The 23,505-nt window shown below is 55.4% G+C and carries 18 protein-coding genes and 1 tRNA gene; 6 read left to right on the plus strand and 13 right to left on the minus strand.

The window, feature by feature from the left end:
- Positions 1 to 90 precede the first annotated feature (90 nt).
- The 9 genes from H4J77_RS14350 to H4J77_RS14390 form a co-directional block, all read right to left on the minus strand.
- Positions 91 to 420 (minus strand): hypothetical protein, encoded by a 330-nt coding sequence (locus H4J77_RS14350; RefSeq protein ID WP_182249105.1) that lies wholly within the window; start codon positions 418 to 420, stop codon positions 91 to 93.
- Positions 408 to 1,400 carry a hypothetical protein gene (locus H4J77_RS14355; protein WP_182249107.1) on the minus strand — a complete coding sequence of 331 codons (993 nt, stop codon included), beginning with the start codon at positions 1,398 to 1,400 and terminating at the stop codon, positions 408 to 410. Before H4J77_RS14355 ends, H4J77_RS14350 begins: the two co-directional genes overlap by 13 nt.
- A gap of 216 nt (positions 1,401 to 1,616) precedes the next feature.
- Positions 1,617 to 3,416 (minus strand): alkaline phosphatase family protein, encoded by a 1,800-nt coding sequence (locus tag H4J77_RS14360; RefSeq protein ID WP_182249109.1) that lies wholly within the window; start codon positions 3,414 to 3,416, stop codon positions 1,617 to 1,619.
- A gap of 28 nt (positions 3,417 to 3,444) precedes the next feature.
- Complete coding sequence (locus tag H4J77_RS14365; RefSeq protein WP_182249111.1) at positions 3,445 to 4,572, minus strand: DUF4062 domain-containing protein; 1,128 nt, start codon at positions 4,570 to 4,572, stop codon at positions 3,445 to 3,447.
- Positions 4,573 to 4,847: 275 nt separating this feature from the next.
- A complete protein-coding gene (locus H4J77_RS14370; protein ID WP_182249113.1) occupies positions 4,848 to 5,651 on the minus strand; it encodes an SAVED domain-containing protein in 804 nt (267 codons plus the stop codon).
- 346 nt (positions 5,652 to 5,997) lie between these two features.
- On the minus strand, positions 5,998 to 6,507 hold the full coding sequence (locus tag H4J77_RS14375; RefSeq protein WP_182249115.1) for a Mov34/MPN/PAD-1 family protein: 510 nt from the start codon (positions 6,505 to 6,507) through the stop codon (positions 5,998 to 6,000).
- The gene (locus H4J77_RS14380) at positions 6,504 to 8,237 is read right to left on the minus strand and encodes a ThiF family adenylyltransferase (RefSeq protein ID WP_182249117.1); all 1,734 of its coding nucleotides are present in this window, start codon (positions 8,235 to 8,237) and stop codon (positions 6,504 to 6,506) included. Before H4J77_RS14380 ends, H4J77_RS14375 begins: the two co-directional genes overlap by 4 nt.
- The gene (locus H4J77_RS14385; RefSeq protein ID WP_182249119.1) at positions 8,234 to 9,247 is read right to left on the minus strand and encodes a nucleotidyltransferase; all 1,014 of its coding nucleotides are present in this window, start codon (positions 9,245 to 9,247) and stop codon (positions 8,234 to 8,236) included. The genes H4J77_RS14380 and H4J77_RS14385 overlap by 4 nt, the downstream gene beginning before the upstream one ends.
- A gap of 672 nt (positions 9,248 to 9,919) precedes the next feature.
- A tRNA-Arg gene (locus tag H4J77_RS14390) sits at positions 9,920 to 9,996 on the minus strand.
- A 339-nt stretch (positions 9,997 to 10,335) separates the two neighbouring features.
- Here H4J77_RS14390 and H4J77_RS14395 point away from each other — a divergent pair.
- Positions 10,336 to 10,767, plus strand: coding sequence for a c-type cytochrome (locus H4J77_RS14395; protein ID WP_259364870.1), 432 nt, complete (start codon positions 10,336 to 10,338; stop codon positions 10,765 to 10,767).
- Positions 10,768 to 10,826: 59 nt separating this feature from the next.
- Here H4J77_RS14395 and rep read toward each other — a convergent pair whose 3' ends face one another.
- Positions 10,827 to 12,833, minus strand: a complete 2,007-nt coding sequence (gene rep / locus H4J77_RS14400; RefSeq protein ID WP_123891241.1) for a DNA helicase Rep — start codon at positions 12,831 to 12,833, stop codon at positions 10,827 to 10,829.
- Between the two features lie 318 nt (positions 12,834 to 13,151).
- Between rep and H4J77_RS14405 the strand changes: the two genes are divergently transcribed.
- Positions 13,152 to 14,864, plus strand: a complete 1,713-nt coding sequence (locus tag H4J77_RS14405; protein ID WP_123891242.1) for a bifunctional diguanylate cyclase/phosphodiesterase — start codon at positions 13,152 to 13,154, stop codon at positions 14,862 to 14,864.
- Positions 14,865 to 15,035: 171 nt separating this feature from the next.
- Here H4J77_RS14405 and H4J77_RS14410 read toward each other — a convergent pair whose 3' ends face one another.
- Together H4J77_RS14410 and H4J77_RS14415 are read right to left on the minus strand one after the other, a co-directional pair.
- Positions 15,036 to 16,541 (minus strand): YifB family Mg chelatase-like AAA ATPase, encoded by a 1,506-nt coding sequence (locus H4J77_RS14410; RefSeq protein WP_123891243.1) that lies wholly within the window; start codon positions 16,539 to 16,541, stop codon positions 15,036 to 15,038.
- Between the two features lie 62 nt (positions 16,542 to 16,603).
- On the minus strand, positions 16,604 to 16,849 hold the full coding sequence (locus H4J77_RS14415; protein ID WP_123891244.1) for an accessory factor UbiK family protein: 246 nt from the start codon (positions 16,847 to 16,849) through the stop codon (positions 16,604 to 16,606).
- A 337-nt stretch (positions 16,850 to 17,186) separates the two neighbouring features.
- Between H4J77_RS14415 and H4J77_RS14420 the strand changes: the two genes are divergently transcribed.
- Genes H4J77_RS14420 through H4J77_RS14430 form a run of 3 tightly spaced genes read left to right on the plus strand, consistent with a single transcriptional unit; the run spans position 17,187 to position 19,045 of the window.
- A complete protein-coding gene (locus H4J77_RS14420; RefSeq protein ID WP_158611316.1) occupies positions 17,187 to 17,345 on the plus strand; it encodes a hypothetical protein in 159 nt (52 codons plus the stop codon).
- Positions 17,346 to 17,401: 56 nt separating this feature from the next.
- Entirely contained in the window at positions 17,402 to 17,740 is a 339-nt protein-coding gene (gene glnK, locus H4J77_RS14425) for a P-II family nitrogen regulator (RefSeq protein ID WP_092286485.1), read from the plus strand.
- Positions 17,741 to 17,794: 54 nt separating this feature from the next.
- Positions 17,795 to 19,045 carry an ammonium transporter gene (locus H4J77_RS14430; protein WP_123891245.1) on the plus strand — a complete coding sequence of 417 codons (1,251 nt, stop codon included), beginning with the start codon at positions 17,795 to 17,797 and terminating at the stop codon, positions 19,043 to 19,045.
- Positions 19,046 to 19,177: 132 nt separating this feature from the next.
- Here H4J77_RS14430 and H4J77_RS14435 read toward each other — a convergent pair whose 3' ends face one another.
- On the minus strand, positions 19,178 to 20,806 hold the full coding sequence (locus H4J77_RS14435) for an NAD(P)/FAD-dependent oxidoreductase (RefSeq protein WP_123891246.1): 1,629 nt from the start codon (positions 20,804 to 20,806) through the stop codon (positions 19,178 to 19,180).
- Positions 20,807 to 21,132: 326 nt separating this feature from the next.
- Here H4J77_RS14435 and H4J77_RS14440 point away from each other — a divergent pair, with 326 nt between their 5' ends.
- Entirely contained in the window at positions 21,133 to 23,472 is a 2,340-nt protein-coding gene (locus tag H4J77_RS14440; RefSeq protein ID WP_182249121.1) for a heavy metal translocating P-type ATPase, read from the plus strand.
- Positions 23,473 to 23,505: the final 33 nt, after the last annotated feature.

Raw genomic sequence — 23,505 nt, forward strand, 5'->3', positions numbered from 1 at the left:
GCAACATTACAACTATGTTAGACCGCACAGCTCACTAAACTACTTGTCGCCAGTTGAGTACGCTCGAAGGGCGGCGTAACGTAAGGAATCTCATCGAACCAGTGGTGCTAATTCAGGGGAAAGGTCATCATCAGGATCAATTTTCCCGACAAGATTCATAGATGTGGTTCGCTCCCTTCGTGGCACGACGCCAAGCTTTTCGGAGATTGTCTTATGATCATAAAAGTCGTGAGGAAGGCGCGAGAAATACTCTGCCAGGTCATCGCGTGCAGTCTTTTTGGAAACGATTATATTCCGGCGCTCAAATAGGTTTGCTAATGTTGCGCTATCCACACGATACTGATTAAGTGCATCAAAGACGTTTTTATCTGACGCGTAATACATTGCTGGTCCGAAAGTTCTTTTTTTCAATTTCGCCACCCCATCCAACCTGGGTTGTATGAGTCAGTTACAGCCGTTACCGCGTCAAAGCTTACTTGGTTAAGCACAGCTTCTCTAATAGGATCGAAACCCCAAGCCTTTACATATCTCTCCTTGGCTATTTTGAAGTTCGCGACTATATCGGCATCGGCAGCGGGCGAGGTAACTCGAATCTGGACCGACTTCCCAGACTCCAACATCTGATACCTTGAAAGACTATCTAAAAAATATTCAAATTCCGTGTGTGAAGCGCCCGGACGGTTGTAATAGACGACGTACCCGGGGCCGACTTTCTCAGTACCTTTGTGCTGCACAATTAGATATGGACTCGTGAGCGCTTCAATCGTTGCTGGCTGCCCCCAAACATCGCCTTGGCGGCGACGTAGTACCAAGTCGGGGTAATAAAAAGTGTATTCGCCACTCATTTTTTTAAGAGCAGTCAACCGAATGATGTCATTGGCAATGGTGAAGAACCGATTTATGTCACGTGGGCCAAGATAGTGAAGATACACATCTTGCGGAATAGGAATAGAATCGAAACCGATTTTTTCGATGAGATCGTAAAATGGCTTGGCGTAACCATGATCGTGATTATGGACGAAAAGTAGGCCCCGGACTTCGTAGTTTTCACAATCTGTGACCGCAAATGTGGTGCGCCATGAATCCGAATCTCTTGCGCATTCAACCGCAATTGCTAGAGATTTGAATGCGTCGCGCAATTTGGTTTTGCCAATAGTTTCTTTCTTGTAAGCCTTGAGATCGGTATGCAGGTAAATCGTGCTACCTAAGTAAGGATCCTCATAGTAGAAAATGGCGTCGCCGGGATGATGTGTTTTCGGCTTGCCGTCTGCTCCCAGATGGGTAGGACAATGACAAGAAAAATTCTCGTTCCATTTTTCTTTCATCTGCCAGAAAAAACTGCTGAATATATCGCACGAAAGCTTCTCTGCGATCTCGCCAACGTTCACTGTTTCGGCCACAGCTCCTCCTAAGCATGTTCTTTCCCGGAAACGGGATTCTGAGGGCAGTGTAGCAGGGAGGACCTAATCACGTCAGGGGCAAATAGCTCATATCCGCAGGTTGAATTCCGGTATGAACTTGAACGTCTCAGGGGTCCGCTTTGGGCAAAAGCAGACGGAAGCTAGCACTTTCGAGATAGGCTGAATTAGTTCACAAGCCCAAACAGTCTATGAGCATCAGCTCTTCGTCTCATCGGGAGCATATTGAGGCGAGTTCTCTGCATCCACTGCGAGGAGGTGGTTAGTAAACGACTCCTTCGATTCACAACGCCACGTCGCCCACAGCTTTGCGCCTGAACTATCTGCTGAGCCCATATCAAGCTCAAGAGCGAGCCAGTTGCGTGCAGCCATGACGTATCGGTTGGAGCCAGGAAATAACATCATTTTTGAGCTCAAGTTCACGTCAATCTCCTGCTCGCTCTTCGCTACGGTATTGAGTACGTGGAAGAAAAGGCGCTCCGGTACAGACACGAGAGATGGATGTACGATCGCAGTGGAGGTGAGCTGCTGAATTTGTGCCCAGTTCTCTTTAGGCCCTACATCCTTTCGGAAGGTAACTCCCCAGGCGGCGACATGCACGTCACCAGACACTATCGTAACTCGCAGCTCGTTTTTCCTGGCGGTATTGATCAGAGTATCAATAAGCCTCTTACGCTCTCCCTCATGATCGTTGTGGGTCCAGTGGTCTTTTAAATCATCTGCACTACTGTCCAGTACGTGGTCTGAGCCAAAACTGTCCAAAAATGCCTCGGCGAGTGAAAGCTTGGGGTGGACCACAGGGACGGAGGACATAAACAATAGATGCTGGCATCCCGCCCCCGGGTGCTTACGGTCATTCCTTTCGACCGCACCAAGATACGCTTTTAGCGAGTCCCAAGTATGAGGGCCCATTACTTGCTCGTGGGAGCGCTCCGTTCGCAGATCTGCCACAACCAACCGTACTGGCCCCACTGCATGGGCGAAGGTAAAACCTGGCTGCTTATCGAGCAACGGTAACGCCAGCTTATCTGAGCCTAGCACTTCAGACCAAACGATAGGTTCGTATAGGGGAGTATCGGTTTTGGCACTCACGTCGCTGCGAGTTTTAAGCTCGGGGAGACGGCCTGCATCATGCTGCATCTGGAATACCCAAAAAGCGCGACGGGCGTGATAGAACAAGGTCTTAAATAATGGGCTTTGCTGCATCTCCGCGCTATACGAGCCCCATCCATCGAAGATGTCATGATCATCCCACATCATTACTGTCGGCATGCGTGCCATGGAATCGGAGGCATCACGTGACTTTTTCTTCGCGCCCCACGGACTACGTTCCTTGGGTAGCCAGCGAGAGCTATAGAGTTTGATGTAGTAGGACTCGATCTCTTGCTTCAACTTCTTGTTTACGGGATAACGTAATTGTTCAGACCGCGGCAGGCCAATCCATTTTTTTAGCTGCTTGATATCTTCCCAAATCGAATCAAAATAAATTTGATCACCGCCCATCAATAAGAGATGAAACCGCTGAAGCTCTTTGTCATGCGTGCGGTGCTCGTGCCAAAGCTGCTCTTTGTCTAGTTGATAGCTTTCAGGGCGAACGGCTTTGTCATGATTGCAAAGAAGATCACCCCAGACCTCGTTCTCAGATTTAACAAGCTTTCGGATACCGCTTGGATCAGAAAAACCATTGCACGAGACGTAGGCCATACGCGGAGCGTAGCCTTTGCCCGGCACGGTGAAGTGCCACCGCTCTTCAACGCCATCGATGGTGTATTCGACTTTTCGCTCTTCGTTGGTCTGCTTGCAGGAAAGGTCATACCGAAGGTAAACGATGCCATCGTGCTCCAAGAGCACGATCGGCGCTTGAACGCTTTTTCCATTGAGCTTGAGATCAGGCTGGGCTGCCTGTTTTTTGATGCCGATCAGCGCACTTACTTTCCAACTGGCTGTTTCTGATACACCGCGAAATGACAGAACTGGTCCCAGCAATAAAGTAGTCATAATCCCTTCCCTGTTGGTATTGATTTGGTTATGCAGAACGTTCCTGCTCTTGCGCAATAGCCATTACTATTCTTGCTCGAGCCAATGCCCTCTCTGCCAAATATTGGCTTTCTCCAGATTGCTCTGACCAGTTCCAGAATCGCTGTACTGCCAGCCTCGTCTGATCTGGGTCACGACAATTTGCTAAGAAGACATATTGCATTTTTTGAACGTTATCTGCGACGTACACACCGAAGGGACTGCTGATGACAGTTGCATCGGGAAATCCCAGCAGGTTTGTTGCTTGGGTCTCTGTTACGGTACGGTGACAGGCGACAAAGTGGATGGGGCCGCCTGCACTATCGAGTTCGGTCATATCCATATGGTCTCGGAGATGCGGACGGCCCATAGGCTCGCGGGCGGCAGGTACGCTGAATGCGGCTGGAACTGCATGAGCCTTTGCTAAGATTGTCTTGCCGGCAATCTGAATGAGCAACGACTCACTTTTTGTATCGGGTTCGTTGCGTCCGAGGAGTGCAGAGTAGACCTCGCCCTCCATTGCAACAATGCGTCCAGCAAAATCAAGGCGGCTCCATTCGAGAGCTGCGCCCATATCGAATCTTCCACCTTTGGCCGCTTCACCGCCTCGACGAGTCTGAGTCAGGACTGCATCAAACAAGGCTTTAGAAACCTCTGTGTGGAGCGCGGCAATGTCTTTCACTAATCCGCCCCGAAACCCAGAAGCGGTATCTTTGAACTTTGCAAACCGGCGGTTGCGCGATTCCTGCGCAGGGTCGTCGCTGGTAGCACATGAAGGCAGCTCTATCAGCCTCACCTTACCCGGAGACACCTTAAGCGCCTCAGCATACTCAGCATGACAAATACCAACATCCTCCCCGGTTTTAGCCCAGCCCGCGTTGCCGTTGTACAGCACAATCAGGATGTCGCAATCACGAACCTGCTTTAGACATACATCCCAGCTGTCCTCTGAATGGTCCAGAGCCTCCGCATCCTCGTTAATCCAGACCTTAAATGGTTTGAGATCAAATAGACGCTGAGCTTCAATTTCCTTTTTAAGCGAACGTCTTATTTCAGAGAGAGTCTTCTCTTCCTTTGATGAAAAGAGGTCGTTACAGCGACTGGATAGCATTACCCGTATTCTTGAACTTGTAGCCATGAGGTTCTCTGAGCTCCTTGAGATAGGCGTGGTAATCTTGACGAGCCCTGGAAACATCGAGCCTAGCTCGCCTGACTTTTCAAAGGCTGCGCTCTGAAGGATATGGAAGCCGCGCACCTAATCGTCGGTAGCGTATATTTTATCTTGCGACATCTCTCTAAACCGGTCGATTACTATGTTGAGACGCTTGTGCAGGTCAACGTCACCCTCTGGGTGGGTTCGGCCAGTGTAGCCACCCGGCAAACTCATCGCATAGCATACGTATCACTGGTTTTCTACTTTAACTGCAATGCTCGCTTCCATTCGGGCGCCTGCCACTCCCAAACATAAATTTCCTCAAACGTCTTCGGTAGCAACATGCGACCAATCTCGATGCTCGCCGATAACGGTGTCGCGGGATATAGGTGCACCACACGAGCACCCGCACCTGTGAGTCGCAGAAGGAAGGAATCGAATTCACGGCGAAAATTCAGTAGGTGTGTTTCTTTGCGTATAATGCCGCGGTTAGGCAGTTCAGCGCGGAACTCGACGAACTCATGGCCGACTGGAAATGCGACAATCCCCGAAATACTGACAACCACTGACACCTCGCGCGGTAGCGCTTTTGGCACGTCATAGTTGTAGCTGGGCTCAGGGCAGGTCTCGCACTTGTCCCATAGCCAGCCGTCGTTGGGCAGGTCCAGCACGTTAGCACGGGTCTTGTCCCCAATCAGAGCGCCAAGCTTCATCAGCATCGGTATCGGCGCAAATCCCGCAATAGTTAAGTGAGCGTCCCCGTTACGGGCGACGAGCGCCGGCTGAATACGTCGGACGTATTGATCGGTCAGCGCTTTCTCTGCAAGAGGCCAGAAGTCAGGGTCGTTGTCTTGGAAATCGAAGTCGCTGCGATTGATGTGTATGTGGCTGCCCTGAGGAAACAGCTTAAAGTCGCTGTTCTCCAGTAACGCAAAGTGAATCTGCTCGACGTCGATGTTGGTTACGTGCGGGCCAATGGGGAACGTCATCAGCAACGGCAAACTCTCCACCACACCGGTGGCTGAGTAGATACGTTCGATGCGAGCTTCATGTTCGCGTTTCATGGCTTGTAACTGCGGCGTGGTGAATTTGTTGTTTCTTCCATGCCGGTCTATACGAGTGTGGCACTCATAGCACGCTAGCATCAGGTTGTTGACGTCCTTGGCTAAGCGCTCCGACTCGCCCTTGACGCCCCGTGGGCCTCCAGGACTATCAGCTATGATGTGCGCGTGTTCGCCCGTGAAGACCCTTTCCTTGGTCAAGAAGTCGCGCCCCACCGCCTTGCAGCAGCCCCTGAATTCGCAGCGACCGGCAGCCGCCACCCAAAGGTCTCGGCGCACATCGACCGGAATCCGAGCGCGGTCCTGGGTTCGAGTTCCGTTCGTCTTAGCAGACGCTTTTACCCTCGCGTTAGCGGTTGGCATTGTTTTGTTCGCTACCAATCTTCTTCTTCTCCAGCTTCAACTCTCTAAACGTGCCTCGGCGGCTCAGTGTCCAAATACGGATGCTGCGTGTGCCGATGATGGGAAAAAACAGGCGATCGCCTTCAAACGTATCACCGGACACGGCCTGTTCCCAGTCACGTCGGTCAATACTGCTTGGCGTTGGGTCGTGCTCGGGGTGTGTGTGCCATAGTCCGAGGTATGCCGATGTGTGCCCCTGCTCTAGCCAACGCTGGCGAGCAATGTGCTCGTGTGTGGACGACCTAAAGAAGCTGAACCTGCGGCGGCGGTCACTGCTCTGCGGCGTGGTCACCTCGTCGACGACCACGTCGTGTGAGTCCAGCAGGTGGCGCCCTAGCAGAACTCCGCCTGCCTCGCAGTGCCTCCAGCGTCGCTGCGCGAACGCTTGCATCTGCAGTAAAGCGTGCTCGACGATGATGAGTCGCCGGGTAGGCGTGACGCGGTAAACCAGCCTCATGCCGACACTTCTGACACACGACAGTGGCGGCAAGCGCGACCGAACACCTGTCGGGTCGCATCCTCAGATAGAGTTGTGCGTGCGGCTTGAAACCAAGGTGTTGTGCGGAGTCCATGCTGGGCAGCTGCCCGGCCCTCTCCTACCCAGAAGCGATACGAAGGATCTCGGTCTTGATAGCCAGCAGCTACCGCAGTAATGGCCGAAAGGATGTGTTCAGTTGCCAACAATCCTGTGCGCCTTGCCTGGATCGGGCCGAAAGGAACGAAAGCACCGGCACAGCCAGTGAGATTGCGTGTGACGGCTTGGCTCGGTTCCAGAAAGGATGTGCTAGACAATAGGGAAGGCATCCCCTCATCGTCACGATAGGTACAGTCTAGGCAGCCTTCACCTTTAGCCCACACCAATACCGAGTGCCCTCCTAAATCCATGGCCTCCAGCCAAGTAAAGACGATAGGCAGGTCAAAACGCTTGTCCTTGAGCACCCGCGAAACTGATCGCTCGATTGACGGTGCGCCGAACGCGATAACGATGCCGTCATATTTGCCGAGATTCGCAGTTTTAAGCCAGTTTTGTGCTGTAGTACTGACCGGAATGATATTTAGTCCCGGGTAACGCCGCTCCAACGTCATCTGCAGGCCAACTGGCTTGCTAATATCAATGTATAGAGGCTCAAGAAGGTGCCGAAAGACGTTGTCTTCTGAATACTCGTCGTGGTCTACCACCGTGATCTTGCCCACGCCCGCAGCCGCAAGGGTATCGACTACGACACAGCCAATGGCTCCTGCACCCAACACCACCACGTGCTTATCGAGAAGGTCCAGAGACGCTCCACCTCGCTCGCGCATATAGAGGGAAGTATGTCGACGCATGGTTAATGGTGTGATTAGTGATTTCTCGTCAACTATTCCGCGGTGCGCTCCGAAGGTAACACCTACCAATGATCGACCACCGGCTTGGCGAGGGACAGAAACCAGCAGTGCTAAACGCTTGGGTGCGTTCTTAGACGGACCGAAGAGCTCACCCCATAGCTTTAATTGGCTGGGCGACAAGCGCTGATGAACATCTTCGATAAAACCGGTCGTCAGTATGTCAGGCAACGTGGGCGGCAATGCTAGCGAGTCGACGTGAATGTACAAGGCCCTTTGCCCCGCGAGCTTTTTGCTACGCACTTCCCACGGCAACTCAGCGTCTCGCTCCACGAAGTACCACTTCGGTTTGCCAAGTTTCGAATCTACGAAACCCTTGACCATGCGCGAGGCGCCGTCGACCTCAAAGTAAGCGCGGGATCGTAGTGAACCCGGCAGGTGCAGCCAATAGCCCTCCAGCTCGTTAAAGAACTGAGCGTGGCCAGTACCTGCGTCGGCTGACGAGTTTTCGAGTAGGTAATATGCCTTGAGCACTGTGTACGCCACAATGTCAGCGCGACGGTTAGGATCGAGCGACAGACCCTGGCCGTCGTCGATGCAAACTATACCGTTATAGCTAACATGTCCGAGCGGCTCTTTCGGGGGCAGAGTCCAAACCTTCGGCAGACGCAACTGCTCCTCATCACAATCGACGTACACCGGCCAAGAGCGAGTTGCTCCGGTGAGCTCAACGCCCAAGCAATTCGGTGCTGAGTTGTCTAGGCGAATAACCTTGATGCCATGCACGCCGCAAATAGCCTTGATGGCCTCATGCGCGTCATCTACCTTCGAGGGGACAGCCGCCTCGATGGAGGACTCCGTCATGCAGAGTTCCCGGTGCTGATTACCGCAGGAGAGACCGCCTTAGCTGTCTCCGACTTCTCAGGAACCTTGAAGTCGTCGCCGAACTGTTTTTTCAAATGTTTGCAGGCATCTTCAGGAAGGTCTTCGTCATACGCTTTTTGCAGCGCATCGCGTAGTGCCTCGAGCTTCTCTTCGAAGTTCTTCATCTGCGTGGCAGTTCGCATTGCCATCAGGTCGGAATACGGTGCCACCGGCAGGAAGATCTTCAAACGCGGGTGTAGGCCATCGTCGTCACGGTATTCGTCGGTAAACTGGCCAAGCATCGTATTGACCCAATCAAGCATTGCCAGCAAGTCGACCGGCTTTCCGGATATGGCAAAGTTGGGCTTGAACCATTGAAGTGCAGCCACTGTGAGAGCGATGCTCAAAGGTGCGCCGGAACCCTGGAACTGGAAATTCCGCCAGCGTTTAAGGTATCGGATGCAACGGCGGTACTGCGCCAGCTTGCTTGAGTCATCAAATGCACTGCAGACTCGTTTGGTCAGCTCCTTCGGGTCGGAGACCTCCCAAATGCGATGCTCTTCGGCCGAGTTCTCCTTGCCTTTCGCAAGGTAGAGCTTACCGTCATCACCCTTGGTGTAGACGACCAAGTCAACGTGGTATGCAATCTCACCATCGCTCATATAGTTGACGGTTACGCACGGCCTACGGATGACTACGGTGCGAAAGTTCGAATTTGCAGCGTCCCGGACCTTCTTCTTAAGTTCCAATGGGTCGGAGTATTCATCCTTATCACAGTCGAAAATTAGGCCGACGTCAATGTCAAAGTTACCATCCAGCGGCACTACACCCGTGTGCATGGAGTAACTGCCCTGATTGAATTGGGCGAATGGCGGCACGTCGTCGCCGAGCTTATCTCTCAGCGCAGTCACGATGGTATTGCGCTTCTCACGGAGCGTCGCCTTTTCATCATCCTCCTCGAAACGGATGGCGCTATGAAAATCTTCAAATGATTTTTGCACTGACGGCATGCGCGGCTCCTCAATTTAGATAGCTTGTTGGTGCGTTGCATAAGTGCTTATGCGGTTTACATATAAGGTATAAGGCTACGACTATCTGCACGATAAATCAATATATAGTAAAAACGTAAACAAAAAACACTACATGATGTGAGTCTTAACTAAGGTTGGGAGTGCATATCCGAGCTGCTCATGATCGGTGAAATACGGATATTTAACAGCAATCGTAGTTTCGCCAACATGGGACGACAGAAATTTCTGTCGAGTAGTAGGAGTCTCTTGAAGGCTACGAGAGATTGTTAGCCATGGCTGAAGAACTGCCGCTTTTGGCCGATACCGGCCGGTGGTGAAGGACAGCTATCAGCCAAAATCTACTGCTCGGTTATGAGTATCAAAGGCGCAGCGTGCCATCGACATTTACTAATGCTTGCAGGATGCCTGTGCGCCCCACCTGAGGCAGTACTCAGATAAGTTGCTCACGCATTATTCACCAAAACCTAGTGGGCGCGATTTGGGCACGATCTGGGCACTGACGATTTTAAAGGGTTTGCTCGTAATTTGAGCTAGATGTCATGGGATTCATCAGCTGTCTGACTCGAAATTGAGTGCTAGCTGATTGGGGCAGGTATCGGCTTGTGAATTTGTCGATTTAGAGGATATGTAAGCTGCTGATTTATAAAGAGATGGTGCACCCGACTGGATTCGAACCAGTGACCCCCGCCTTCGGAGGGCGGTACTCTATCCAGCTGAGCTACGGGTGCATATAGGTAATACTAGGTCATTTTGACCTTTAGCCGCACCGTGGCACAAGAGGGTGAGTATTGCCTTCGGAGGGCGGTACTCTATCCAGCTGAGCTACGGGTGCGTGGCGGTGAAGTTCGGTGGTCTCGACGGCTGTCGTGTCCGAGTTTCAGCGCCGCAATGATACTCACTGAACTCCCTTGCGTCCATGTTTGTGCGCGGATTCGCCGCGCTGTTTAGCATGCGTTGTGGGTATTGGCTATTTTGTCGCCTGCCAGTTTCCCGGTATACTCGCGCTCATTGTCCGGGCAAAGTACTTGGGCACGACTCTTATAGCTATGATGAGGATGCATAAGGTGATGACTTTGAGAAAAATTCTGCTGGCCTCGGCGGCCATGCTGGTAGTAGTTGCCGGTAATGCCTTTGCTGCAACGGCCAACGAAGAGGCCATCGCCGATCGTCTGAAGCCCTTTGGCTCGGTCTGCCTGGTTGGTGATCCCTGCGCGGAAGAAGTGGCTGGCGGTGGCGCGGCTGCTGGCGGTGGTCCACGTACAGGTGAAGAGCTTTATGGCAAATACTGCACGGCCTGCCATAGCAGCGGCGTACTGGGTGCTCCCAAGACTGGAGACAGCGCGGCCTGGCAGGCGCGTCTGGATTCGCACGGCGGCGATATGGGCCTGCTGGTTCAGTCGGCGGTTAATGGCTTGAACTCCATGCCGCCTAAAGGCACCTGTGCTGATTGCTCGGATGAAGAGATCCTGAACGCGATCCAGCATATGTCCGGCCTCTGATTTCAGTAGCCGAATAAAAACGCCCCGCAGATGCGGGGCGTTTTTCGTTGTGCTGTTGCTCAGCGGTTGAGCAGGCCGCGCAGGTTGGACAGGGCGGCTTTGCCACGTGCCTGCTTTTCCTCGGCGGGGGCCTCTTCTGTGCCTTCCCATTCAAGATCTTCTGAGGGTATTTCTTCGAGAAAGCGGCTTGGCAGGCAGTCGAAGACTTCACCGAATTGACGGCGTTTGGCGGCAAAGGTAAAGGTCAGGGTTTTACGCGCTCGGGTAATGCCAACATAAGCCAGCCGGCGCTCCTCTTCTACGCTGTCGGCCTCGATGCTGGAGCGGTGCGGAAGGATTTCTTCTTCCATGCCGGTGATAAATACGTGTGGATACTCAAGCCCTTTGGAGGCGTGCAGGGTCATCAGCTGCACGCGGTCGTTGTCCTCTTCCTCTTCCTGACGTTCGAGCATGTCACGCAACACCAGTTTGGCGATGGCGTCCTCGATGGTGGTTTCGCCGCTCTCGTCCTTCTCCACGATGCTTTTCAGCGCGTCGAGCAAAAACCAGACGTTGCCCATGCGCTTGGCGGCGATCTCGTCGCTTGAGCAGTTCTGGCGAATCCAATTTTCGTAATCCAGGTCCAATACCATCTGGCGTATGGCTTCGATCGGGTCTTCCTTGCTGCACTTCATGCGCACGCCATCCATCCAGTGGATAAAGCGCTGCAGCTTTTCTGCATAGCGGTTATCCAGGCGTTCGCTCAGGCCGGTTTCGGTGCAGGCTTGATACATGCTGACCTGCCGCTCGTTGGCGTAGGTCCCGAGCTTTTCCAGCGTAGCCGGGCCTATTTCGCGGCGCGGTACGTTGATTACCCGCAGCAGCGCATTATCGTCATCCTGGTTCACCAGCAGGCGAAAGTAGGACATCAGATCCTTCACTTCCTGTCGGGCGAAGAAGCTGGTGCCGCCGGACAGGTGGTAGGGCACCTGGTGATGCTGCAGTTTGAGTTCGATCAGGCGCGCCTGATGGTTGCCGCGATACAGGATGGCAAAGTCACGCCAGGCACGCTTGTGCTGCAAGTGCTGGTTTTGAATCTCGACCGCCACTCGCTCGGCTTCCGCTTCCTCGTTGCGGCAGCGGATGACGCGCAGTGGCTCACCATAGCCCAGCTCGCTCCATAGCTGCTTCTCGAACACGTGCGGGTTGTTGGCAATCAGGGTATTGGCTGCGCGCAGAATACGGCTGGTAGAGCGGTAGTTTTGCTCCAGCATCACAACCTTGAGAATCGGAAAGTCGTCTTTCAACTGCGCGAGGTTTTCCGGTCTGGCGCCCCGCCAGGCATAGATTGACTGGTCGTCATCGCCTACCACGGTAAAGCGCGCCTCGGTGCCAACCAGCATCTTGACCAGCAGATACTGGCTGGCGTTGGTGTCCTGATACTCGTCAACCAGCATGTAGCGGATACGGAACTGCCATTTTTCCAGAATGTCGGGATTGTCTCGAAACAGCACCACTGGAATCAGGATCAGGTCGTCAAAGTCGACGGCGTTATACGCCTTGAGGGTGCGCTGATAATGCATATAAACGCTGGCGGCAGTCTGATCCTGAGGGGTCTTGGCTAGCGCTAGTGCTTCATCGGGCAGGATGAGATCGTTTTTCCAAGAGGAAATTTTGTTCTGAATGCCATCAATACCGTCGTCTGCCCCGTAGTCGCGATGCATAAGATCGGTAATCAGGGCCAGGGCATCCTGTTGATCGAAGATTGAGAAGCCCGGCTTATACCCGAGGCGCTTGTGCTCCTTACGGATGATGTTCAGGCCCAGATTATGGAAAGTAGAGACGGTCAGGCCGCGAGCATCGGGGCCCTTGATCAACTGGCCGACTCTGGCCTTCATCTCGCGCGCGGCCTTGTTGGTAAAGGTGACGGCGATAATATGTTGCGCGCGAATGCCGCACTCTTTGACCAGGTAGGCAATCTTGCGCGTGATCACACTGGTTTTGCCGCTACCCGCGCCAGCCAGCACCAGCAGTGGACCGCTGATGTACTCGACAGCTTCCTGTTGACGGGGGTTTAGACTTGCCACTGGTCGAGTTCTCCTGCTCTGGGGGTGGGCAATAGTAGCAGTTTTTGCTCAACTGCCTCGGTAATAGCCAAACGCTAGACTTGGTTAATCGGTTTAATTTCGCTATAAGTGGCATTACAAAAGCGTTGTATATGCTTAAATTTAAAAGAAACTTGTCATTTGGGGTGTTCTGAATTGGTTATGTAAAGGCGCGAAAAGTCGTCATGCATAAGTAAGACCCTAAATAAATCATATAGATAGCAGTGGTTTGGGGTGGTGCTGACGCTGGGAGTCGGTGCTGATTGACTCAGGTTTTCCTGATCCTTGGGGGATCGCTAGTTGAACGCTGAAAGTCCAACGCAGCGAATTGTGCTACTGGATACTGACCATGGGGCCTTTGTGCAGCTGTGTCGGCGGCTCTCTGCTGTCAAAAACAGCGGGTTCCAGTTGGAACGTCAGGAAAGCTGGCACGATCTGCAAATACAGATCGATCGCGGCGAGGTGCAGGCTGTGCTCGCCCGCGCGGAGAATCTGACGTTATTGGCGAACTGCGGTGTGCCTGTTATCCATTTGTCTGCCGAGCCCGCTTTCAGCTACACCACCACCAGTGATCAGTACGATGTGCTGTGGGATCAGTCCAGTAGCAGTGAAATTATCCGCTGTTTTCAGTATGCGATTGAGCTGCATAAATTGCGCTCCGCTCTGGATCATGCCGCCAGTTTTGATGCTCTGACCGGCGCCTGCAATCGTCAGATGTTCCAAGATCGTCTCAAGCAGGGGATGCGGCGAGCGCTGCGAACCAATCAACCGTTGGCCGTTCTCTGCATCGACCTCGACAACTTCCGCCACGTTAACGATACCCTGGGCCATAACGCTGGCGACGACATTATGCGCGAGGTGTTTACTCGTCTGCGCGGTGTGTTGCGCAATACCGATACCATTGGCCGCGTGGGGAGTGATGAGTTTGCATTGGTGGTGGAAGAGTACGAGACCGCCAGCAATCTCCTGCATATCGCGCAGAAAATCATCAATACCATGGCCGAGCCCTTTACGGTGAACCGCGAGGGTTTGTTGTTGGGCTGTAGTGTGGGAATAGCAACCTATCCCGAGGCGGGCCAGACGCTGGATACCTTGTTGCTGCATGCCAATCTGGCGATGCTGCAGGCGAAGGGCCAGCGCGGGTGCAATTTCCACTTCTATGACGAGCGCATCAACCTGCAGGCCAATAGCCTGATTGAGTTTGAATCGAGCTTGCGGCAGGCCTTGAGGCGCGGTGAGTTTGAGCTGCATTATCAGCCGCGAGTGGAGTTGAGCTCTGGCAATATCGTGGGATTGGAAGGCTTGATTCGTTGGCGGCATCCTGAGCGTGGCTTGCTGGGACCGAATGAGTTTATCCCGCTGGCAGAGGAAACCGGACTTATTGTGCCCATGGGTTACTGGGTCATTGCTCGCGCCTGTCACGACCTGGCGCGACTGCAAAAGATGGGCACGCCGCCGGTTCATGTTGCCGTAAACATGTCTTTTCGTCAGTTTCAGGACAGTCGTTTGCTGTCGACCGTGGAGCGTTTGCTTGAGCGCACGGGCATAGATCCGCATTGGCTTGAGTTTGAGCTAACGGAGACCGCCGTTATGCAGCAGCCCGAGCAGGTGCTGATGACGATGGATGGCATGAACGGTCTGGGTGTGCGCTTTTCTCTGGATGACTTTGGTACCGGCTTCTCGTCTTTCGTCCATTTGCACAGCCTGCCCATCAGCCTGTTAAAAATCGATCGCAGCTTTGTTAAAGGCATTGCTGAGCGAACCGCAGACCGGCAACTGGTCGGTGCCATGATTGATATGGGCCACAGCCTGGGGCTGGAAGTGGTTGCCGAAGGGGTAGAGCATCGCGATCAGCTGGAAGTTTTACGCAGTCTGGGCTGTGAGCAGGTACAGGGCTTTTTTATTAGCCCGGCATTGGCCTTCGATGAGCTTTGCTACTTTATGGATGCCTATAGCATGGGGCGTGATGAAGCGCTGAAGGCTGGCGAAAAGGTGACACCGTTTTTCAGCTGATGGCGGCTTGGTCCCTGTAAGCTAATGGCGAGGCGACTATCGACTTTGCTGGCGCCAAAGGTTACAAAATCGACGCCGCCCCACTGCGATTCACTATAGTGCATCACCTGGATCCTGCCAGTTCTATTCAGTTGATTTTCTTCCTCGCTGTATTTCAGGTCCTGCTGACTACTAGGTCTGCTGCCGATCGAGCTGCCGGTACTGCAGCGCCTCCGCCAGATGCGCCCGTGCGATCTGCTCGCTGCCGGCCAGATCAGCAATGGTGCGGGCTACCTTCAGTGTGCGGTGGCTGGCACGGCGTGATAGCCCCAAGCGCACGATGGCCTGCTCAAGCCAGTTGGCATCCGCCTCGGCGAGCGCACAGAAGTTGCGCAGCCCCTCAATCCCCAGGTGCGCGTTAAGCCCTTGCTGGCGGACCGCCTGGCACTGCCGCGCGGTTCTGACTTGCGCCGCTGCTGTGGCGGTGCTGGGCTCACTCAGGCGGTGTTCAGTGCTGAGTGAGAATGGCTCATTATGCATGGCCAGATGCAGGTCGATGCGATCAAGCAAAGGCCCGGACAATTTGCCGCGATAGCGCTGGACTTGCTCGGGCGTGCAGCGGCAGCGTCCACTAGGGTCGCCCTGAAAGCCACAGGGGCAGGGGTTCATTGCGGCAATCAATTGAAAGCGTGCGGGAAAGGTGAGCTGCTCGCGGGCGCGTGCGATGTGGATACAGCCGGATTCCATCGGTTCGCGCAGCATCTCCAGTACCTTGCGATCAAACTCCGGCAGCTCATCAAGAAAGAGCACACCGTTATGCGCCTGGCTAATCTCGCCCGGACGCGGCTGACTGCCGCCGCCCACCAGTGCTGCCGCCGACGCACCATGGTGAGGCGCTCGAAAAGGGCGGCCCGGCCAGCAGGTTAAAGGTGTGCGATCACATACCGATTGGATGGCCGCGACCTCCAGCGCTTCCTGCTCCTGCAGGGGCGGTAGTATGCCCGGTAGCCGGCTGGCGAGTAGTGTCTTGCCGGTGCCGGGAGGTCCAAACAGCAGGAGGTTGTGCCCACCGCTGGCGGCGACTATTAGCGCGCGCTTGGCTTGTTGCTGACCCTGCACCTCGGCCAGCTCGGCAACCTTGGCCGCTGGCGTTGCGGGCGCTGCGCTAAGCGGCGGTAATTCACGTTCATTGCGCAGGTGCTCGCACAGGGCCAGCAAGTGATCTGCGGCAATCAGCTCAACCCCTTTCACCAGGGCGGCCTCAGCCGCGTTGGCGCGCGGCAAGATCAAGGTTCTGCCTGCGTCGCGGCAGGCCAATGCAACCGGCAGTACGCCCTGCACCGGGCGCAGCTCGCCGGACAGCGCCAGCTCGCCAATACATTCGCAATCGGTCAGGCGGTCTGCCGGTATCTGCCCGCTGGCCGCCAGTAAGCCCAGCGCAATGGCCAGATCGAAACGTCCGCCTTCTTTGGGTAGATCCGCGGGAGCGAGATTGATAGTGATGCGTTTCAGGCTGGGAAAGTCCAGCTGAGCGTTTTGCAGGGCACTGCGTACGCGATCTTTGCTTTCACGTACGGCGGTTTCCGGGAGGCCAACCAGGGTGAGACTGGGCATGCCGTTGGCCAGGTGGACTTCAACGCTGACGGGGGGGGCCTGGATACCCAGGCGGGCGCGGCTGTTGACTATCGCCAGTGACATGATCACTCCTTGATCACAAAAGCGCGTTGCCTGATACAGCCGGGATCAGGCGTGGGGTAGGTTCAGGTGTTTTTTTCTTCCATGGCCGCAACTCTGGCTTCCAGCGCTTCGAGCCGTTCGCGGGTGCGCATCAGTACGACCTGTTGGGTATCGAACTCGTCGCGACTGACGACATCCAGCTTGCTCAGGGCGCTTTGCAGCATGGCCTTGAGGTGTTTTTCTACGTCAGGAGCGGGTAACCCCTTTTCACTCATCAGCAGCTTGCTTGCCTGGCTGCTGACAGCATCAATCACAAGTTTATGCAGCATCCCGTTTACCTGCGGTAGTAGTGGCTATGGGGTGGGTCTGAGCCCGTTATTGCCCCGCAGTGTAGCACCGAGTTGGAGCAGATCGAAACGCGCGCTCTCATTGTGCGCTGAATGCGCGCGCGCACCATGCATGTGCACTAGACTGGTGCATGGCAGGGCTCTCAGGATGGCTGTTTAGTGTTCGTTTTTTCTTATGTTTATGATTTTTAAGAAAAAACAAAAATTGGCAGGCTTTCTGCAATGTTTGCCTCAGCTGACGGCGGTGCGCAAGCCTGATTCAGGACGCAGCATCAATTCGCAGCCAGGACAGTGATGAATCACATCAGGGAGCATAACAATGAAGCGTTTGACCTTGGCTATGACGGCCATCGCTCTGAGCGCCACGGACTTGCCATACGCCGATAAAGATATGAGCTCGGGTGAATGTGCCGGCTTTGCTGGTGATTCTGACTACTGCGACAGCGCTTTTGTATTGTCCGTTTCTAAAAGCCTCTAACTCGGCATAGACTTGTCCTGTCCCCCAGGGCAGTCCATTTCCACGGGAGTATCAAAATGAAACTAGTAACGGCTGTAATCAAGCCCTTCAAACTCGACGATGTGCGTGAAGCCTTGTCCGAGATTGGTGTGCAGGGCATCACTGTGACTGAGGTCAAAGGTTTTGGCCGGCAGAAGGGTCACACCGAGCTATACCGCGGTGCAGAGTACGTTGTTGATTTTCTGCCCAAGGTGAAAATTGACGTAGCCATCGGCGACGACATGCTCGATCGCGTTATCGAATCCATCACCAAGGCGGCCAACACCGGCAAGATCGGCGACGGCAAAATCTTTGTGGTGAACCTCGAGCAGGCCATTCGTATCCGTACTGGCGAAACTGACACCGACGCCATCTAAGGCACGTTCTTTCACAGAATGCAGTAAAAAAGCCTACATGGGGGGCTTAATAAAATGGAAGACATCGTACAAATCAAGTACGCACTTGATACATTCTACTTTCTGGTCTGCGGCGCGCTGGTTATGTGGATGGCAGCAGGTTTTGCCATGCTCGAAGCCGGTCTCGTCCGCGCCAAGAACACCACCGAAATCCTCACCAAGAACGTGGCCTTGTACGCTATCGCGTGCACCATGTATCTGTTGATCGGCTACCACATCATGTACTCCAGCCCGGAAGGCGGCATTTTCCCAAGCTTTGGTGTACTGATCGGTGCTGAAAACTCAGTTGAAGACGTACTCGCCGGTGGCGACGACGCACCGTATTACTCGGTTGCGGCTGACTTCTTCTTCCAGGTGGTCTTTGTCGCTACAGCCATGTCGATCGTGTCTGGTGCGGTAGCCGAGCGCATGAAGTTGTTCGCGTTCCTGGTCTTCGCCGTGATCATGACGGGCTTCATCTACCCAATCCAGGGCTTCTGGAAATGGGGCGGTGGCTTCCTGAATGCGGCTGGCTTCCTCGACTTCGCTGGCTCCGGTGTCGTTCACTTGACGGGTGCTACTGCAGCACTGGCCGGTGTTCTGCTGCTGGGCGCTCGTAAGGGCAAGTACGGCGCTAACGGTCAGATCAGTGCCATCCCTGGATCGAACCTGCCGCTGGCTACCCTGGGTATGTTCATCCTGTGGTTGGGCTGGTTCGGCTTCAACGGTGGTTCGCAGCTGGTTGTGTCCAACATTGCTGACGCCAACGCGGTTGCTCAAATCTTCCTGAACACGAACGCAGCGGCTGCTGGTGGTTTGATTGCCGGTCTGGTTGTAGCTCGCATCCTGTTCGGCAAGGCTGACTTGACCATGGCTCTGAACGGCGCGCTGGCTGGTCTGGTTGCCATTACAGCTGAGCCGCTGACACCCGGTGGTCTGCAAGCGACGCTGATCGGTGCAGTTGGTGGTGTGATCGTGGTCTTCTCTGTCCTGGCTCTGGACAAGCTGAAGATTGATGATCCGGTCGGTGCTATCTCGGTCCACGGTGTAGTGGGTATCTGGGGTCTGCTGGCTGTCTGCCTGACCAACGGCGACGCTTCTCTGAAAGCGCAGTTGCTGGGCATCGTCGTTATCTTCCTCTGGGTATTCATCTCCAGCCTGATCGTATGGAGCGTCATCAAACTGGTGATGGGCCTGCGCGTCAGCGAAGAAGAAGAGTACGAAGGCGTCGATATCTCCGAGTGCGGTATGGAAGCCTATCCGGAGTTCACCAGCAGCAAGAAGTAAGCTGACTGGCACTACCGGAAATAACAAAGAGGGCGCCCATTGGGCGCCCTCTTTGTTTGTTTTTACGTTGTGAAAAAAAGTAGTGCGGCAAACCTAATCTAAGTATAGAAAAGCACGACGCGCGCGGTGGCTTTAGCTGGTCTCGCTCTGCAGGTCCGCCAACATGGCCATGGCCAGTGCTTCAGCAACCTTGATGCCGTCCACGCCGGCCGAGAGGATGCCGCCAGCGTAGCCGGCACCCTCACCTGCGGGGTACAGACCGCGGGTGTTGAGGCTTTGCAGGGAGAGGTTGTTGCGCTTGATGCGCACCGGTGAAGAGGTGCGGGTTTCGATCCCGGTGAGTACCGCGTCATGGCGGTCGAAGCCGCGAATCTGTTTGCCGAAGGCCGGCAAGGCTTCACGGATGGCGTCAATCGCGTAGCCCGGCAGTGCCTGTGCCAGATCGCCGAGCAGCACGCCAGGCTGATACGAGGGCTGTACCTCGCCGAGGCTGCTTGACGCTTTACCGCGAATAAAGTCGCCCACCAACTGACCGGGCGCACAGTAGTCACTGCCACCGAGTTCATAGGCGCGAGATTCGAGCTGCTCCTGTAACTCAACCCCCGCCAGCGGGCTGCCGGGGAAGTCCTTTTCCGGATGAATGCCGACCACAATACCGGCATTGGCATTACGTTCGTTGCGCGAATACTGGCTCATACCATTGGTGACTACGCGGCCAGGCTCTGAGGTGGCCGCGACCACCATGCCGCCAGGGCACATGCAGAAGCTGTAGACCGCACGGCCGTTTTTGGCGTGGTGCACCAATTTGTAATCCGCCGCACCCAGTTCCGGGTGGCCTGCGTATTTGCCCAGTCGCGCCTTATCGATCAGCGATTGCGGATGTTCGATGCGAAAGCCCACGGCAAAGGGCTTGGCTTCAACATAGACGCCGCGCTCGTGCAGCTTGCGGAAGCTATCGCGCGCGCTGTGCCCCAGCGCAAGCACCACATAACGGCTGCGGATTTCTTCGCCGTTATCGAGTTGCACGCCTTCAATACGCCCGTCCTCGAGAAGAAAGTCGGTCACCCGACTTTCAAAGCGGACCTCACCACCCAGCGCCTTGATCTCTTCGCGCATGCTCGATACCACGCCGGTCAGACGGAAGGTGCCGATATGCGGTTTGCTGACGAACATGATTTCTTCTGGCGCGCCAGCGCGGACAAACTCATGCATCACCTTGCGACCATAGAACTTGGGGTCTTTTATCTGGCTGTAGAGCTTGCCGTCGGAGAACAGCCCAGCGCCGCCTTCACCAAACTGCACGTTGGATTCTGGCGATAACACCTTGTTGCGCCATAACGCCCAGGTGTCCTTGGTGCGCTTGCGTACATCCTTACCCCGCTCCAGTACGATAGGCTTGAAGCCCATCTGCGCCAATGTCAGCGCAGCAAACAGGCCACAAGGACCAAAGCCGATAATCAGCGGGCGTTCGGTCAAGCCCTCAGGCGCCTGGGCAACCGGGTAATACGCGGTATCGGGGGCCGGGCGAACGTTGCGATCATCGGCAAAGCGTTCGAGCACGGGTGCTTCGTTGTCCAGCGTCACGTCGATGATATAGACGAAGGTGATTTCGCTGTTCTTCTTGCGCGCGTCGTAGCTGCGTTTGAATACGGTGAAATCCACAAGCTGCGCATCCGTTATCTTCAGGCGCGCAACAATGGCCGGGCGCAGGGCGTCGGTGGGGTGATCAAGAGGTAATTGCAGCTCGTTTATGCGAATCATGCTGGAGTCCTGGCCGGTGACTCCGGCAGAGGTAGATATCAAGGGGTAAGCTGGGCGCTGGTCGGCAGCCGCAGGCAGCTAGTTTACCCTCGGTTTATAGGGCTGTCATGCGCGGGCGCGGTAGACGAGACAGCGGCTGCGCAGCTTGGCGCTATTTATGTGAGACGGCAGGTCGGCCCTGTGGGTAGCTGGCGGACAGGTTTTGCAACGGTTTGCCGGGTACGCGGAAAGTTGAAGGTCGATGGCTGACCACCTTCTCTCACTGGGAGCACGCTTTGCCGGTTTAGCCGCCAAGGTGTTAGCGAATTGGAAAAAGGGGCGCTGGAATGTCTGCTGAACACAGTTGTTGCCACCATGACGAATCCTCTGGATCAGTAAAGGATCCCGTCTGCGGGATGACCGTAGACCCAGACAAAACCGAGCATCACGCCGAGCATGCGGACAAAACCTGGTACTTCTGTTCCGCCGGGTGCCGACAGAAATTTCTGGCTGATCCGCAGCGTTATCTTGCGCCAGGCACAGGCTCTGCGCAGGCGGAATCGGCACCGCCGGGTGCCATCTTTACCTGTCCGATGCATCCCGAGGTACGGCAGGACGGCCCCGGAGATTGCCCGATCTGCGGCATGGCGCTGGAACCGGAGGAGGTCACTGCAGACACAGGACCCTCCGCCGAGCTGCAAGACATGCAGCGCCGGTTCTGGCTGGGGCTGGTATTCGCGCTACCGGTTTTTTTGATGGAAATGGGCGGCCATATCTTTGGCTGGCATCAGCTCATGGCGCCGCAATTGTCCAACTGGGTACAGCTGGTTCTGGCAACGCCGGTGGTGCTCTGGGCCGGTTGGCCATTCTTTGTGCGCGGCTGGCGCTCGCTGCGCTCGCGCAATCTCAACATGTTTACCTTGATTGCTATCGGTACGGGTACGGCCTGGGTGTTCAGTGTGGTGGCCACGCTGATACCGGAGGTGTTTCCACTGGCGTTTCGTCAGGCTGACGGCTCGGTTGCCGTTTACTTTGAAGCGGCAGCCGTGGTCATAGTGCTGGTGTTGCTGGGTCAGGTATTGGAATTGCGCGCACGCGAGAAGACCTCGGGCTCGATTCGGGCGCTGTTGGATCTGGCACCGGCAACGGCGCGCCGTCTGGATGCGCAGGGTGATGAGCAGGAAGTGCCGCTCGACCAGGTAGCTGTGGGTGACCGTTTGCGCGTGCGCCCCGGCGACAAGGTGCCGCTGGATGGCGAGATTCTGGAGGGGCGCTCAAACATCGACGAATCCATGGTGACCGGCGAGCCGCTGGCCGCGAGTCGGACAGTGGGTGATCAGGTGGTGGGCGGCAGCATCAACGGTCAGGGCTCTTTTGTCATGCGGGCCGACAAGATCGGCCGCGATACTATGCTGGCGCAGATTGTTCAGATGGTCTCCAGCGCGCAGCGCAGCCGAGCGCCGATCCAGGGGCTGGCCGACCGGGTGGCGGGTTACTTTGTCCCGGCCGTGGTGCTGGTGGCGTTGGTCGCGTTTATTGCCTGGTCTATCTGGGGGCCGGAACCGGCGATGGCCTATGGCTTGATCGCCGCAGTGAGTGTGCTGATTATTGCCTGCCCCTGTGCCTTGGGGCTGGCTACGCCGATGTCGATTATGGTCGGCGTGGGACGTGGCGCGCAGAACGGCATCCTGATTCGTGATGCCGAAGCGCTCGAACGGTTGGAAAAGGTCGACACTGTGGTGGTCGACAAGACCGGCACGCTGACCGAAGGCAAGCCCAGCGTGACCGCGATCCGGCCAGCTGACGGCTTTGAAGAGGCGCAACTGCTGCGCTTGGCTGCCGGACTGGAACGGGGCAGCGAGCATCCGCTGGCCAGCGCCATTGTTGAGAAGGCCCGGGAGCGGGAGCTGCAACTCAGCGACGCCACAGAGTTCGACTCACCCAACGGCAAAGGCGTGGTGGGTCAGGTTGAAGGGCAGCAGGTGGCGCTCGGTAATACGCTGCTGATGCAGGAGCTTCAGGTTGACGTGACCGCCTACCGCGATCAGGCCGACGAGCTGCGTCATGGTGGCGCTACAGTTATTTTTGCCGCTGTGGATGGGCAGCTTGCGGGGCTGATTGCGATTGCCGATCCGATCAAAGAGACCACGGCCGACGCAATCAAGGCGTTGCAGGATGACGGCATCGAGGTGGTGATGTTGACCGGGGACAATCACACTTCAGCGCAAGCGGTCGCGCGTAGCCTGGGCATAGATCGCGTTGAGGCCGAGGTGCTGCCAGAGGACAAGGGCCGGGTAGTGCAACAGCTGCGCGATCAGGGCAAGGTGGTATTGATGGCGGGCGATGGCGTGAATGATGCACCTGCGCTGGCGACCGCTGATGTGGGTGTCGCCATGGGCACAGGCACTGATGTGGCGATCGAAAGCGCCGGTATCACCCTGCTGCGCGGTGACCTCATGGGCATAGTCGAGGCGCGCAAGCTGTCACGCGCGACCATGCGCAACATTCGACAGAACCTGTTTTTTGCCTTCGTCTATAACGCGGTAGGTGTGCCTGTCGCGGCCGGTATCCTGTATCCCTTCATGGGCGTGTTGATGTCGCCGATTATCGCCGCCGCCGCAATGTCGTTGTCGTCGGTCAGCGTGATCAGCAATGCCTTGCGTCTTAGGGCCAGTCGGTTGAAGTAAGGTCGCTTGGTCTAGGCTGAGTGGTATGCCGGA

This window comes from Pseudomonas sp. 5Ae-yellow, from assembly GCF_014077575.1.
Lineage (GTDB): Bacteria > Pseudomonadota > Gammaproteobacteria > Pseudomonadales > Pseudomonadaceae > Halopseudomonas > Halopseudomonas neustonica.

Excerpts from the sequence above, each read along its gene's own strand:
- H4J77_RS14360 (WP_182249109.1), bottom strand. The coding sequence starts at position 3,416 with ATGACTACTTTATTGCTGGGACCAGTTCTGTCATTTCGCGGTGTATCA.
- H4J77_RS14365 (WP_182249111.1), bottom strand. The coding sequence starts at position 4,572 with ATGGCTACAAGTTCAAGAATACGGGTAATGCTATCCAGTCGCTGTAAC.
- H4J77_RS14370 (WP_182249113.1), bottom strand. The coding sequence starts at position 5,651 with ATGAAACGCGAACATGAAGCTCGCATCGAACGTATCTACTCAGCCACC.
- H4J77_RS14375 (WP_182249115.1), bottom strand. The coding sequence starts at position 6,507 with ATGAGGCTGGTTTACCGCGTCACGCCTACCCGGCGACTCATCATCGTC.
- H4J77_RS14380 (WP_182249117.1), bottom strand. The coding sequence starts at position 8,237 with ATGACGGAGTCCTCCATCGAGGCGGCTGTCCCCTCGAAGGTAGATGAC.
- H4J77_RS14385 (WP_182249119.1), bottom strand. The coding sequence starts at position 9,247 with ATGCCGTCAGTGCAAAAATCATTTGAAGATTTTCATAGCGCCATCCGT.
- H4J77_RS14395 (WP_259364870.1), top strand. The coding sequence starts at position 10,336 with ATGACTTTGAGAAAAATTCTGCTGGCCTCGGCGGCCATGCTGGTAGTA.
- H4J77_RS14410 (WP_123891243.1), bottom strand. The coding sequence starts at position 16,541 with ATGTCACTGGCGATAGTCAACAGCCGCGCCCGCCTGGGTATCCAGGCC.
- H4J77_RS14415 (WP_123891244.1), bottom strand. The coding sequence starts at position 16,849 with ATGCTGCATAAACTTGTGATTGATGCTGTCAGCAGCCAGGCAAGCAAG.
- H4J77_RS14420 (WP_158611316.1), top strand. The coding sequence starts at position 17,187 with ATGAAGCGTTTGACCTTGGCTATGACGGCCATCGCTCTGAGCGCCACG.
- glnK (WP_092286485.1), top strand. The coding sequence starts at position 17,402 with ATGAAACTAGTAACGGCTGTAATCAAGCCCTTCAAACTCGACGATGTG.
- H4J77_RS14430 (WP_123891245.1), top strand. The coding sequence starts at position 17,795 with ATGGAAGACATCGTACAAATCAAGTACGCACTTGATACATTCTACTTT.
- H4J77_RS14435 (WP_123891246.1), bottom strand. The coding sequence starts at position 20,806 with ATGATTCGCATAAACGAGCTGCAATTACCTCTTGATCACCCCACCGAC.
- H4J77_RS14440 (WP_182249121.1), top strand. The coding sequence starts at position 21,133 with ATGTCTGCTGAACACAGTTGTTGCCACCATGACGAATCCTCTGGATCA.